12 protein-coding genes and 1 pseudogene are annotated in these 12580 nt (G+C 70.6%); 10 read left to right on the forward strand and 3 right to left on the reverse strand.

Annotated features, from left to right (window positions below; all coding sequences use genetic code 11):
- The first annotated feature begins 21 nt into the window (after nucleotides 1–21).
- Nucleotides 22–1302: a DUF7224 domain-containing protein gene (locus I598_RS02420; RefSeq protein WP_198155736.1), complete on the forward strand. Its 1281-nt coding sequence runs from the start codon at nucleotides 22–24 to the stop codon at nucleotides 1300–1302.
- 44 nt (nucleotides 1303–1346) lie between these two features.
- On the forward strand, nucleotides 1347–1889 hold the full coding sequence (locus I598_RS02425; protein WP_157557141.1) for a hypothetical protein: 543 nt from the start codon (nucleotides 1347–1349) through the stop codon (nucleotides 1887–1889).
- A gap of 464 nt (nucleotides 1890–2353) precedes the next feature.
- Here I598_RS02425 and I598_RS02430 read toward each other — a convergent pair whose 3' ends face one another.
- On the reverse strand, nucleotides 2354–2833 hold the full coding sequence (locus I598_RS02430) for a MarR family winged helix-turn-helix transcriptional regulator (protein ID WP_068200969.1): 480 nt from the start codon (nucleotides 2831–2833) through the stop codon (nucleotides 2354–2356).
- A 73-nt stretch (nucleotides 2834–2906) separates the two neighbouring features.
- Between I598_RS02430 and I598_RS02435 the strand changes: the two genes are divergently transcribed.
- The 4 genes from I598_RS02435 to I598_RS02450 all read left to right on the forward strand — a co-directional run bounded on the left by I598_RS02435 (nucleotide 2907) and on the right by I598_RS02450 (nucleotide 7014).
- Nucleotides 2907–3977, forward strand: coding sequence for an LLM class flavin-dependent oxidoreductase (locus I598_RS02435; RefSeq protein ID WP_068200971.1), 1071 nt, complete (start codon nucleotides 2907–2909; stop codon nucleotides 3975–3977).
- Nucleotides 3974–4711, forward strand: coding sequence for an NADPH-dependent F420 reductase (locus I598_RS02440; RefSeq protein ID WP_083972777.1), 738 nt, complete (start codon nucleotides 3974–3976; stop codon nucleotides 4709–4711). Before I598_RS02435 ends, I598_RS02440 begins: the two co-directional genes overlap by 4 nt.
- Entirely contained in the window at nucleotides 4708–6030 is a 1323-nt protein-coding gene (locus tag I598_RS02445) for a glutaminase (protein ID WP_068200972.1), read from the forward strand. The genes I598_RS02440 and I598_RS02445 overlap by 4 nt, the downstream gene beginning before the upstream one ends.
- A 135-nt stretch (nucleotides 6031–6165) precedes the next feature.
- Nucleotides 6166–7014 carry an alpha/beta fold hydrolase gene (locus tag I598_RS02450; protein ID WP_068200974.1) on the forward strand — a complete coding sequence of 283 codons (849 nt, stop codon included), beginning with the start codon at nucleotides 6166–6168 and terminating at the stop codon, nucleotides 7012–7014.
- On the opposite strand, the gene I598_RS02455 is transcribed toward I598_RS02450, so the two are convergent.
- Entirely contained in the window at nucleotides 7004–8026 is a 1023-nt protein-coding gene (locus tag I598_RS02455) for a zinc-dependent alcohol dehydrogenase family protein (protein ID WP_068200976.1), read from the reverse strand. The two genes, I598_RS02450 and I598_RS02455, sit on opposite strands and share 11 nt — an antisense overlap.
- 159 nt (nucleotides 8027–8185) lie before the next feature.
- Between I598_RS02455 and I598_RS02460 the strand changes: the two genes are divergently transcribed.
- On the forward strand, nucleotides 8186–9100 hold the full coding sequence (locus I598_RS02460) for a helix-turn-helix transcriptional regulator (RefSeq protein ID WP_068200978.1): 915 nt from the start codon (nucleotides 8186–8188) through the stop codon (nucleotides 9098–9100).
- 131 nt (nucleotides 9101–9231) lie between these two features.
- Here the strand turns inward: I598_RS02460 and I598_RS02465 are convergent, their stop codons facing one another.
- Nucleotides 9232–10581 (reverse strand): MFS transporter, encoded by a 1350-nt coding sequence (locus tag I598_RS02465; protein ID WP_232314234.1) that lies wholly within the window; start codon nucleotides 10579–10581, stop codon nucleotides 9232–9234.
- Nucleotides 10582–10743: 162 nt separating this feature from the next.
- Between I598_RS02465 and I598_RS02470 the strand changes: the two genes are divergently transcribed.
- The 3 genes and pseudogenes from I598_RS02470 to I598_RS02480 all read left to right on the forward strand — a co-directional run bounded on the left by I598_RS02470 (nucleotide 10744) and on the right by I598_RS02480 (nucleotide 12577).
- The gene (locus I598_RS02470; protein ID WP_335583272.1) at nucleotides 10744–11412 is read left to right on the forward strand and encodes an SDR family NAD(P)-dependent oxidoreductase; all 669 of its coding nucleotides are present in this window, start codon (nucleotides 10744–10746) and stop codon (nucleotides 11410–11412) included.
- Between the two features lie 11 nt (nucleotides 11413–11423).
- Nucleotides 11424–11774: pseudogene (locus I598_RS02475) on the forward strand (PQQ-dependent sugar dehydrogenase); the annotation flags it as partial.
- A gap of 14 nt (nucleotides 11775–11788) precedes the next feature.
- Nucleotides 11789–12577 (forward strand): SDR family NAD(P)-dependent oxidoreductase, encoded by a 789-nt coding sequence (locus I598_RS02480; protein WP_068200982.1) that lies wholly within the window; start codon nucleotides 11789–11791, stop codon nucleotides 12575–12577.
- The last annotated feature ends 3 nt before the right edge of the window (nucleotides 12578–12580 follow it).

Here is a 12580-nt window from a genome sequence, read left to right on the forward strand (position 1 = left end):
TGGTTCTCGGGTGCGGCGTGGATGGCGCCCGTCGCCGTCGGTCTCGGTGTCTTGCTCCTGTCGGCGAACGAGCTGTCGGGCGCCCCGAGCGCGGTGACCGCTGGTGTGCACGGCGCATGGCCCGTCATCGTCGTCGCACCTGTCGTGGCCACGGGTGCCGCGATCACCGGCGGGACCCTGCGTCGTGCTCAATGGCACGTGCGGCCGACGAGCCGCTCTACCGCCAGCCTCCTCGCCGAGACGTTGTGGCCCCACGTGGGTGCGGGGGTGCTCGCCCTCGTCGTCACGACCGTGATCGCGCTCGTCGACCTCCCGTACGGGGACTTTCCCGACCTGCGCCCGTTGGCGGCCGCAAGCGTCGTCGTCGTCGCTTTCGCCGTCCTCGGCTTTGCGCTCGGCCAGCGAGTGTGGATGCCCCTGGCGTTGGTTGCCGCGAGCGGTGGAACCTTCTACCTGCTCGCGTTCCGGGTCACGGTGGAACCTCTGTGGCTGCGCCACCTCGGCGGGGTCGACGAGTGCTGTCAGGTGTACGAGACGCTGAGCAACCGTGTTCCCGCTGCGTCGATCCTCGCGGCCTGCGCACTCCTGGTGCTGGGAGCAGTTGTCGTCGCCTTCCGCCCCCAACGCACCGGATCGGTGCTCGCAGGAGCCGGGACGGCAACAGTCCTGCTTGCCATGGGGGTTGTCCTGGTCAGCGGCATGGGCTCGTCCCCGGCGACGCTTCGTACGGGCGAGATGACTTGTCGCCAGGGCGTCGTCGAGTACTGCGTCTGGCCAGAGCAAGGCACGCGCCTCGCGCAGATGATGCGCGTCGGTGACACGGTGCTCGGTTCGGTGAGCTCCACGACCGGCGCCCCGCTACCGACGGCCTTGACCGCGTCCAGGGACCTACGAGCCGGGGAGAACACCTTCGAGGTCCCCGACAGTGACGACGACCTGGATGTGGCGAGAGAGATCGGTTCTGCCGCCGCGCCCGCACTCACGAACCAGTGCGCACTTCGACTCGATCACGTGTCCGCAGGCGAGGACCGGTCGGTGCTGAAGCCAGAGGACGCAAGCCGGATGCTCGACGCACTCTGGATCGCCAATGCGTGGTGGCAGGTCGGATCTCTGAGCGCTATGGGCTGGGACGAGACCGATGCCCTGAGCGAGGTCCTGGGTGAGGACCCCGAGCCGCTGGCAGGGCTACTCGGACTCCGCCCGCCAGCGCAGGCGGATTGGATCTCCGACGTCGGCAGAGCAGCGGCATCGTGCGACATTTCCGGGGCGCCTACGGTCCCCCGCGAGGGCGGCGATCGATGAGGTGGTATCTCGCTTCCCGCCGCCTTCGTAGTCTGCTGCTGGTCGTGGTGCTGTTCGCGCTGATCTCCGCCCTCGCGGGTGGTCTTGTGCTGACGCTTCCTGGAATCGTTCCGGGGCCACCACTCTCTCTTCCCGCTGCGCTCCTGCTCCCGAGCTTGTGCAGCTCTGCGGTCGTGGCTGTGTTCTCGGCCGACAGGATCTCGACAGAGGTGTTGTCCTCGAGGCCCCTTCGGCTACTTGATCACGGCAGCGTCCTGGCCCTTGTGTTGGTGGCCTCAGGCACTCTGGCTGCCGCAGCAGTCATCGGGCATGCGCCCCAGCTCTTCGGTGCCGCGCGTAACGTTGTCGCGTTCGCCGGCGTCGCCCTCTTCCTGAGGCCCGTTGCCGGTGACCGGTACGTCGTCGTGGTCCCCGCCCTGGCGACGCTCGCCATCGCTGCGCTCGGTGCCCCGGTCCGCAACGAGGGCTGGTTCTGGTTCTTGCGCGAAGCGTCGGCATCCTCGTGGGCAGGCGCGGCCACGCTGCTACTCGTCGGGACACTTGTCAGCCTCGCTGCAACTCGTCGGACACCTACTCGGAGGAGTTGATTCTCTCGCGGGGGAGAGGGGGAAGAGGGGGACCCCTCGCAAGCGCCCTGGTCAGTCGTTCCGATCGTGCCGATACCGGCGCTGCGCCCGCAGTTCGACGCGTTGTCCCTCACCGTGTTCCTCGTCGACCAGATGGGTGGTGTCGACTATCGGGGCGCGTGGAGCGCCCGCGGGTGACGTTGAATGTGGAGGGCTCCCTGAACAGCAGAAGTGCTGGTCAGGGAGCCTTTCGCATCGCCGGGTAGAGCACTGCTGGTCCATCTGCTGGTCTCTGTCCTTGGCCGGCAGCGGGCGGGGGCGTCCATCGTCGGACCGCCTCGGACGATCGACCCACGTCGAGGACGAAGCCATGCGACCACTCGGGTCGTCCTGGCCGACTGAGAACCGGTGTCACCCATTCGTGCAGCGGTCCCAGGGCTGCGATGCCCTGGCCCTGCGGGACGGACCCCTGAGAGGCGGGCGGCTCAGGGCCCGTCGTCGAGCCGGAGATGGCGGCGCACCGCTGCCGCGGCGTCGCGCAGCTGGTCGAGCTGCTCGGGGGTGAGCGCGTCGACGAAGACCTCCTTGATCGCGCGAAGGTGCGGCAGGGTGCTGGCGTGGAAGGCGCGGTGGCCGGAGTCGGTGAGCACGACCCGCGAGCCCCGGGCGTCCTCTGCGCACGGTTCGCGACGGACCAGGCCGCGCCGCTCCATGCGGCCGAGGTGACCGGACAGACGGCTGCGTTCCCACTCGATGTGTGCGGCGAGAGCGGAGGACCGCATGGCTCGGCCGTCCGCCTCGCTCAGTGCGAGGAGCACCCTGTAGTCCCCGCCGGAGAGTCCCGACTCCTCGTGCAGCCGGGCCTCGATGCGGGCGCGGACGATCTCGGAGGTCTCGATGTACGCCCGCCAGGCCGCGAGCTCGTCGTGCGTGGGGACCGGCCGGCGACGCCGTGGATTATCCATGGACCCTCCTCGGTTGTTGACGTGTGAATCATATGCGCCCCGGCGCGACCTCACCGAGAAGGAGCGGCAGACCATGGACGTCTCGCAGATCGAGTTCGGCATCGACAGCTTCGGCGACCGGCCGCGGGACGACCGGGGCGAGATCGTCTCGCACGCCGAGGCGATCCGTGCGGCGGTGGCCGAGGCGGTGCTCGCCGACCAGGTCGGCATCGACGTGGTCGCTCTCGGTGAGCACCACCGGCCGGAGTATGCGATCTCCAGCCCGGAGACGGTGCTGGCCGGCATCGCGACGGCGACGAAGCGCATCCGGCTCGCCTCGGGGGTGACGGTGCTGTCCTCGGACGACCCGGTGCGCGTGTTCCAGCGGTTCGCCACCGTGGACGCGCTGTCCCACGGTCGCGCCGAGGTCATCCTCGGCCGCGGATCGTTCACCGAGTCCTTCCCGCTGTTCGGGTACGACCTGAAGGACTACGACGTCCTGTTCGAGGAGAAGATCAATCTCTTCCACCATCTGCTGAGCGAGCAGCCGGTCACCTGGGAGGGCACGACCCGCGCGCCGCTGGACCAGGCCGACGTGTTCCCGAAGACCGAGTCGGGCCGGCTCCAGACGTGGGTGGGGGTCGGCGGGACACCCCAGTCGGTGCTCCGCACCGCCACCTACGGTTTCCGGCTCATGCTCGCGATCATCGGTGGGGCCCCGGACCGCTTCGCGCCCTACGTGGACCTGTACCGGCGAGCCCATGAGCAGCTCGGCACGACCCCTCAGCCGGTCGGGATGCACTCGCCGGGCTTCGTCGCAGCGACGGACGAGGAGGCCAAGGAGCTGTTCTACCCCGGCTACCGGGAGATCCGCGACCGGATCGGTGCGCTGCGCGGATGGGCGCCGCTCCGCAGGGCGGAGTTCGACGCCGAGGTGGACGGCGGGTCGCTGTACGTGGGCTCGGTCGAGACGGTCGCGGCGAAGATCGCCCGCGCGGTGCGGGTGCTCGGCGCGGGCCGGTTCGACATGATCTACTCCGCAGCCGGCACCGTGTCCGCCACCGCGCGGCTGCGTTCGGTCGAGCTCTACGGCACCCAGGTCATCCCCCGGGTGCGCGAGATCCTGGCCGAGACCCCGAAGATCGCGGCAGGAGCGGCACGATGAGCCCCGCCACCACGACGGTCGGGATCCTGGGTGCCGGGAAAGTAGGAACCGTCCTGGCCCGGCTGGCCGTGGCTGCGGGCTTCCAGGTCCTCATCTCCGGCTCCGGCGACCCCGAGAAGATCGCTCTCACCACGGAGGTCCTCACGCCGGGCGCCCGGCCGGTCCGGTCCGCCGAGGCGGCGGCGGCCGCGGACGTCGTCGTGCTCGCCCTGCCGCTCAGCAAGCACCGCGACATCCCGGTCCGGGAGCTGGAAGGCAAGCTGGTCGTCGACGCGATGAACCACTGGTGGGAGATCGACGGCCCCCGGGACGCGGTCGTGCCGCCCGGACTCTCCTCCAGCGAGCTGGTCCAGCAGTTCCTGACGGGTGCGCGGGTGGTCAAGGCGTTCAACCACATGGGCTACCACGACCTGGAGGACGGGGCCCGACCCGTGGGGCCGGGGCGCAAGGGGATCGCCGTCGCCGGAGACTCGCCGGCGGACGTCGTCGCGGTGTCGGAGCTGGTCGACTCCCTCGGGTTCGACGTGCTCGCCATCGGCGACCTCGCGTCGGGGGTCCGGCTCGAACCAGGCAACCCTGCCTTCGGGGCGAACGTCGACGTGGAGGACCTCCGCGCCCTCACCAGCGGCCCGGTGCCCGTCGCGCCGAGCGACGTCGTGCAGGCCGCCACGGCGCGGCATAGCGTGACGTCGGACCGTGCGCGGGATCGCGCGGACGCGGAGGCGAGCACATGAGGTCGATGATCCCCGACTACCTGGACGGGGCGCTGTCCGACGTCGGGGCGGACGACTCCGGTGCGACGGCGGCCTACATCCCTGAGCTCGCGGCGGCAGACCCCGACCGGCTCGGCGCCGTCTTCGCGACGATCGACGGCCGTGTCTACGGCGCGGGCGACATCGACGTGGAGTTCACGATCCAGTCGATCTCGAAGCCGTTCGCCTACGCGTTGGCGTTGTCCGACCGTGGGTTCGAGCCCGTCCTCGCCAAGGTCGGGGTCGAGCCTTCCGGCGAGGCGTTCAACGAGATCTCCCTGGAGGACGGGACCGGGCGCCCGCTCAACCCGATGATCAACGCCGGCGCCATGACGACCCACGCCCTCACCGGCCCGGAGGGGGCCGACCCCGCCCGCCGCGTGGAGCGCGTGATCGACGGCCTCTCGGCCTTCGCGGGCCGCCGACTGCGGGTCGACGAGGCGACGTGCACCTCCGAGATGCAGCATGCGCACCGCAACCTGGCGATCGCGCACATGCTGCGCAGCCACGAGATCTTCACGGAGGACCCCCGTGGCGTGGTGGAGGGCTACCTGCGCCAGTGCTCGGTGCTCGTCACGGCGCGGGACCTGGCCATGATGGCTGCCACGTTGGCCAACCGTGGTGTCAACCCGCTCTCGGGTCGGCGCGTGGTCGGCGAGCGGGTGGTCCGGCAGGTGCTGAGCGTCATGGCCACCTGCGGGATGTACGACGCCGCGGGAGACTGGGCGACGCAGGTCGGCATCCCCGCCAAGAGCGGCGTCGCCGGTGGGATCATCGGCGCTCTGCCGGGACAGATCGGCATCGCGACCTTCTCTCCCCGCCTCGACATGCACGGCAACAGCGTCCGCGGCGTCTCGCTCTTCGAGCGGTTCTCCTCCGACATGGGACTGCACGTGATGGAGGTGCCGCCCGCCGCGCGCACCGTCGTGCGGTCCCACAGCGTCCGCGGCAGTGCGCAGGACGCTGTCCGGGTCCTCCGGCTGCAGGGCGGGATCCGGTTCGCCGGGGCGGAACGGTTCGTCCGGGAGGTCATGGACAGCCCGCCGACCGAACCACGAGTCGTCGTCGACGTCTCCGCGGTGTACTCCATCGACGACGTCTCGCGCCGGATGCTCCTCGAGCTCGTGCGCCGGCTCACCCTGGACGGTCGCGACGTCTACCTTGTCGACCCGGAGGTGATCGTCCCCGACCCGGACCCGGGCGAGGGCGGTCGGTTGACGGTCGTGGGCACGGTGGAGGAGGTCGCGGTCAGGGTGGACGGGCGCGGCGTCCCGTCCGCGAGACCGGAGGTCGACGCATGAGCGCCGAGCCGCGGAGCGGGGCCGGGTGCCGGGCCACCGGCTCGCCGGAACGGTTGACCGTGGCGTGACGACAGGGAATCTGCTGGGAGCAGCGGTCGCCCCTCCGGCGGCCCAGAACCGAAAGGGACCAGGATCATGGGCTACATCACCGTAGGGAACGAGAACAGCACGCCGGTCGAGCTGTACTACGAGGACCAGGGCAGCGGGCAGCCGGTCGTGCTCATCCACGGCTACCCGCTCGACGGGCACAGCTGGGAGCGTCAGACCAGGGAGCTGCTGGACGAGGGCTACCGGGTGATCACGTACGACCGGCGCGGTTTCGGCCAGTCGTCGAAGGTGCACCACGGCTACGACTACGACACCTTCGCCGCCGACCTGCACGTGCTGCTGGAGACCCTGGACCTGCGCGACGTCGTGCTCGTGGGCTTCTCGATGGGTACCGGTGAGCTCGCCCGCTACGTCGCCCGGTACGGTCACGAGCGCGTCGCCAAGCTGGCGTTCCTCGCCTCGCTCGAGCCGTTCCTCGTCCAGCGTGACGACAACCCCGAGGGCGTGCCGCAAGAGGTCTTCGACGGCATCGCCGCGGCTGCCCGGGGCGACCGGTACGCCTGGTACACCGAGTTCTTCACGAACTTCTACAACCTCGACGAGACGCTCGGCTCGCTCATCAGCCCGGAGGCCGTTCAGGCCAGCTGGAATGTCGCCGTCCGCAGCGCACCGGTCGCCGCCTACGCCGTCGTCCCGGCCTGGATCGAGGACTTCCGTACCGACGTCGACGCCGTGCGCGCTGCTGGCAAGCCGACGATGATCCTGCACGGCACCAAGGACAACATCCTGCCGATCGACGCCACCGCCCGTCGTTTCCGCCAGGCGCTCCCCGACGCTACCTACGTCGAGATCGAGGACGCGCCCCACGGGTTGCTGTGGACGCACGGCGACCAGGTCAACGACGCCCTGAAGTCCTTCCTGGGAGTCACAGCGTGAGCAGGACCTTGGTGGCACGGCGCTCGTCCATCGCCTGATATCCCTCGGCCGCACGCTCGAGCGGGAGCTCGAGGTCGAAGACGATCCCCGGATCGATCTGGTCGGTCATGATCAGGTCGATCAGCTCGGGGAGGAACCGGCGCACGGGCGCGGGGCCGCCGAGCAGGCTCACGGTCGCGAAGAACAGGTCGAGGCCGTCCAGCTCCACGCCGTGGGAGACTCCGACGTAGCCGACGTGTCCGCCAGGTCGGGTGGCGTGGATGGCCTGCATCATCGACTCGCGCGTGCCGACGGCCTCGACGGTCGAGTGCGCGCCGTACCCGCCGGTGAGCTCCTTGATCCTCGCGACGCCCTCCTCACCGCGCTCCTCGACGATGTCGGTCGCGCCGAGCTTCTTCGCGAGCGCCTGGCGGTCGGCATGGCGGGACATGGCGATGATCCGCTCCGCGCCCAGGCGCTTCGCCGCGAGGATCGCCAGGAGTCCGACGGCGCCGTCGCCGACCACGGCGACGGTCTTGCCCGGGCCGGCCTCCGCGGCGACGGCGGCGAACCAGCCCGTGCCGAGCACGTCGGACGCTGCCAGCAGGCTCTTCGTCTGCGCGGGCGTGGGCTCGCCCTGCACCTTGACGAGGGTGCCGTCGGCGAGCGGGATCCGCGCGTAGTCGGACTGGGTGCCGACCGAACCCATCATGACCTGGTGGATGCAGCGGGACTGGAAGCCCGCCTGGCAGATCTCGCAGGTGTTGTCGGAGGCGACGAAGGAGCCGACGACGAAGTCGCCGACCCGGATGTCGTGAACATCGTCGCCGGTCTCCTCGACGACCCCGATGTACTCGTGGCCCATCGGGGTCGGTCCGTCGACGTCCTCGATGCCGCGATAGGGCCACAGGTCCGATCCGCAGATGCAGGCGGCGGTGACGCGGATGATCGCGTCGGTGGGCTCTTCGACGGTGGGCTTGTCGATCTGGTCGACCCGGACGTCTCGGGGTGCGTGCATGACGACGGCGCGCATGTGTTCTCCTCAGGGCTTGGTCGAGCTGCTTCTCCTCTACGACACCACGTGGCGCGTCGGGATGGGAGTTACTGGGAGGGACCCCCAGCCGCCGCGCCTGTCGAAAGAGGTACCGCGAGGGACTCCCGCGACCCGGGTCGTCGGCCTACGGTGAAACGCATGGAGAACAGGGCAGAGGTGCGCGAGTTCTTGACCTCGCGCCGCGCGAAGCTCGACCCGAAGGACGTCGGACTACCTGCGGGCACGAACCGCCGGGTGGCCGGCCTGCGACGGAGCGAGGTCGCCACTCTCGCCGGCGTGAGCGTGGAGTACTACACCAAGCTGGAGCGCGGCACGATCAGCGGCGCTTCCCCGGAGGTCCTTCACGCGATCGCCATGGCGCTGCGGATGGACGACGCCGAGCGGGCACACCTGTTCGACCTGGCCCAGGCGGCGAGCCCCGTGGCTCGGCCGCCGCGCAGGCGCAGCCCGAAGCGCTGGACGCCCCACGCGAGCCTGCAGTGGACGCTGGATGCGGTCACGGTCGGCCCCGCCTTCGTACGCAACGGCCGCATGGACCTGCTGGCGGCGAACGCGCTGGGCCGAGCGTTCTACCAGGACGCCTACGACATGCCCGGCCAGCCGTCCAACATCGCCCGGTTCACCTTCCTGGACCGGCGCGCGTTCGACTTCTATCCGGACTGGGACTCCTTCGCCGAGATCACGGTGTCGATCCTGCGGACCGAGGCAGGTCGTGACCCGCACAACAAGGCGCTGCACGACCTGGTCGGGGAGCTGTCCACGCGGAACGACGAGTTCCGCCGCCTCTGGGGAACGCACGACGTGCGTCACCACGGCACCGGCTTCAAGACTTTTCACCACTCGGTCGTCGGCGAGATGACGCTGGCCTACGAGGGCATGGAACTGGAGTCCGAGCCGGGTCTGACCTTGACGATCTACGCCGCCGAGCCCGGGTCGCCGTCGGCCGAACGGATGCAGCTGCTCGCGTCCTGGGCGGCCAGCGAGGAGCGCGACGCCGCCGCGCCGGCCGGCGACGAGCAGCACACGGAGACCGGCGGCCGACCGTCCGACTGAGGAGGCTGCAGTGAAGATCACCCTGCGCATCGGCGACGACTTCCACGCTCAGGAGTAGCCGGCGCGCCTGCGGCAGCGGAGCAGTAGGTCTCCGTCGTGATCCCGGACCGAGGGTCCGGTGGTCCGTCTCGTCACGCCTCGACGGTGTCCGGCTCGCCGGTCGGAGCGTCAACCACGGACTCGCGTGCCGCGCGCCGGTCCCTGACGACCAGGGCGCTCAGCGGCAGAAAGTACAGCGCCGCGATCGCCGCTCCCACGACGACCGGTCCGGTCGCGCCGAGGGCCGACTCGAGGGCGATCCCGCCGATCCAGGACCCGACCGCGGTGCCGACGTTGAACGCCGAGGTGCTCAGCGCGGAGGCGAGCGTGGGCGCTTCGTCGGCGTATCCGACGGCTTTGCCGATGAGGATCGGGTTGGTCGACATGCCGAACAAGCCCAGCAGGAACACCAGGAGGACGGTGGCGGTCGGCGAGTGCGAGAAGAGAGCCAGGCCGACCAGAACCAGGAAGGTCGCGGCGGCGGCGGTGAAGAGCACGCCGTAGGGGCGGTGCGTACCGAGGGCGCCGCCGAGGTTGGAGCCGATCAGCGCGCCGACGCCGTAGGCGAGCAGCACCAGCGGGACGGCGGACGGGGCCATGCCGGTGTTCTCTGTGAGCAGCGGAGAGATGAAGCTGTATGCGGCGAGCGAGGAGCCGCAGACGATGGCCGCGCCGCCGAGGACGAGCCAGATCCGCAGGTCACGAAGGCCGGCGATCTCGGCCTTGACCGAGGGCACCGGGGCGTTGCCGGACTCGATGGGCACCTGCTTGAGGATGGGCACGACGGCGACCAGCGCGAGAGCTGCCAGCGCCCAGAACGGGCCGCGCCAGCCGACGGACTGACCGGCGAACGCGCCGAGCGGGACGCCGATGACGTTGGCGAGCATCCCCCCGCCCAGGACGATGCCGAGCGCGCGGGAGCTGCGCCGTGGTCCAACTGCCTTGGCGGCGACGACGGCAGCCACGGCCCAGAACGCACCGGTGGCCAAGGCCGTCACGAAGCGCATGCCGAGGACCAGCGGGAAGCTCGAGGCCAGCGCGACGACGAGGTGACCGATCGCGAACACCACCAGCGACAGCGAGAGCGCGAGGCGGCGCTGCAGCTTGAGCGTCGCGATCGCCATCAGGGGGGTCCCGACGATCATCCCGACAGCGAAGACGGTGATCATCAGGCCCGCGTCGGCGACGCTGACGCCGAGGTCGGTCGCGATCTCGGGGAGGATGCCGGCGACGATGAACTCGGCGGTGCCCATCAGGAACACCCCGGCCGCGAGGACATAGATCAGCAGCGGCAGCCGGGAGGTCTCGGTGGCGGAAGGAGTGGATGCTTCGGACATGACGGGGCAGGGTCCTTCGGACGGGAGCGGAGTGCGGGGCAGGGGCCGCGTGGCCGGATGAGCCGGGACGGGGGCCGTGCCGCTGGCCACGATCCATGCGACCACGCCTCGCGCTCGCGTGGGAGGCCCGCCCGATGGAGGTACTCGCAGGGACTCCCGCGCCGCTCGACGGCTGCCTACCGTGGAGGAGGTGGACGGCGCTGTGGGCGGGCATGCTCGTTGGACCGACCCGTCGCCCACCGCCCTCGAGAACCGACGGAAGGACGCATGGTGAGCACGATCGCGATCATCGGAGCGGGCCCCGGACTCGGGCGGGCCACCGCGCTGCGCTTCGGCCGCGAGGGGTTTGCCGTCGCGCTGATCTCCCGCACCCAGGCCAACGTGGACCAGCTCGCCACCGAGCTCGAGGAGGTGGGCGTCACGGCCCGCGGCTACGCGGCGGACGCCCGCGACCCGCACGCGCTGCGCGCGGCCCTCGACGCCGCGGCCGCCGACCTCGGCCCGATCGAGGTCCTGCAGTACAGCCCGGTGCCGGCGCGGGACTTCATGAAGCCGGTGCTGGAGACCACCGCCGAGGATCTCGTCGGCCCGGTCGAGCAGTCGGTGTACGGGCCGGTGACCGCGGTCCAGCACGTCCTGCCCGGGCTGCGCGAGCTCGGCCGCGGCACCATCCTCTTCATCAACGGCGGCAGCGCCGTGACCCCGAACGGGAACGTGACGGGCACCTCGGTGGCGTTCGCCGCAGAGAGCGCCTATGGGCAGATGCTGCACGACGCACTCGCGCCCGAAGGGATCCACGTGGCGCAGCTGATCATCCCGCGCGGCATCGGTGGCGGAGAGCCCGACCACGAACCGGGCGCCCTCGCTGACCGCATCTTCTCGCTGCACCGCGACCGCGGGGTGTTCCGTACCTTCGTCGGCGAAGAGGACGCGTGAGGACGTCCTTCCACGTCATCGAGGCCGGCGGAAACTACGGATGGCCCGAGGTCGAGGGCATCGCCGGGGACGACCGCTTCACCGACCCGGTACAGCAGTGGGCGCCGGCCGACGCCAGCCCCAGCGGGATGGCGATCGCCGACGGGTCGATCTGGATCGCGAACCTGCGGGGCGAACGACTCCGCGAGATCCCGCTGAACGACCTGGCCGCGTCGACCGAGCACCTGCTCGGTGCGCACGGTCGCCTGCGCGATGCCGTGCTCGCCCCGGACGGGGCGCTGTGGGTGCTGACCAACAACACGGACGGCAGCGGCGATCCGCGTCCCGACGACGACCGCGTCCTGCGCGTCGGCCTCGACTGAGAAGGAGAACGGCCTTGGCTCTCGTCCTTGTCACGGGCGCGTCGACCGGGCTCGGTCTCGCGACCGCTCTCGAGCTCGCGGACCACGGGCACGATGTCGTCCTGCACGCCCGCAGACGCGACCGGCTGGACGGCGTCGGCGCAGCAGCGGATCGGGTGCGGGGCGTCGTGCTCGGTGACCTCGCCGAGCACGAGGAGGTGTCGGACGTGGCGGACCAGGCGAACTCGTTCGGACGCTTCGACGCCGTCGTTCACAACGCCGGCACGATGGACGGCCCCGACGTGTTCGCCGTCAACGTCCTGGCCCCGTACCAGCTCACGGCTTCCATGCCGCTCCCCGCCAGGGCGATCTTCCTCTCCAGCTCCATGCACCTCTCCGGCAGACCAGACGTCCACCTGGTCGACGGTCGTGGCGGGACGTACTCCGACAGCAAGCTCCTGGTCACCACCTTCGCGTTGGCCCTCGCGGCCCGGCATCCGGAGATGCTCTCGCACGCAGCCGACCCGGGCTGGGTGCCCACCCGGATGGGTGGTGCCTCCGCGCCGGACGATCTCGCCGAGGGCCACCGCACCCAGGCATGGCTCGCGACCGCACCCGAGACGGAGCTCAGCCCCCGCACCGGTGGGTACTGGCACCACCGCGCGGCGATACGCCCGCACCCGGCGGCCCTCGACGACGCGTTCCAGCAGGAGCTTCTCGACGCGCTCGCCGCGCGCACGGGCCGTGCTCTGCCTGCCCCGATCTCGGAAGCGCGAGGAGCGACCTCGCAGACGTCAGAGCCCACGCGTCGCCGAGGCGCGTGAGGC

This window comes from Isoptericola dokdonensis DS-3, assembly GCF_001636295.1.
Taxonomy (GTDB): Bacteria; Actinomycetota; Actinomycetes; order Actinomycetales; family Cellulomonadaceae; genus Isoptericola; species Isoptericola dokdonensis.

Coding starts and splice junctions, on each gene's coding strand:
- I598_RS02420 (WP_198155736.1), top strand. CDS start 22: ATGGCGCCCGTCGCCGTCGGTCTCGGTGTCTTGCTCCTGTCGGCGAAC.
- I598_RS02455 (WP_068200976.1), bottom strand. CDS start 8,026: ATGCGCGCCGTCGTCATGCACGCACCCCGAGACGTCCGGGTCGACCAG.
- I598_RS02450 (WP_068200974.1), top strand. CDS start 6,166: ATGGGCTACATCACCGTAGGGAACGAGAACAGCACGCCGGTCGAGCTG.
- I598_RS02445 (WP_068200972.1), top strand. CDS start 4,708: ATGAGGTCGATGATCCCCGACTACCTGGACGGGGCGCTGTCCGACGTC.
- I598_RS02440 (WP_083972777.1), top strand. CDS start 3,974: ATGAGCCCCGCCACCACGACGGTCGGGATCCTGGGTGCCGGGAAAGTA.
- I598_RS02460 (WP_068200978.1), top strand. CDS start 8,186: ATGGAGAACAGGGCAGAGGTGCGCGAGTTCTTGACCTCGCGCCGCGCG.
- I598_RS02435 (WP_068200971.1), top strand. CDS start 2,907: ATGGACGTCTCGCAGATCGAGTTCGGCATCGACAGCTTCGGCGACCGG.
- I598_RS02430 (WP_068200969.1), bottom strand. CDS start 2,833: ATGGATAATCCACGGCGTCGCCGGCCGGTCCCCACGCACGACGAGCTC.
- I598_RS02470 (WP_335583272.1), top strand. CDS start 10,744: ATGGTGAGCACGATCGCGATCATCGGAGCGGGCCCCGGACTCGGGCGG.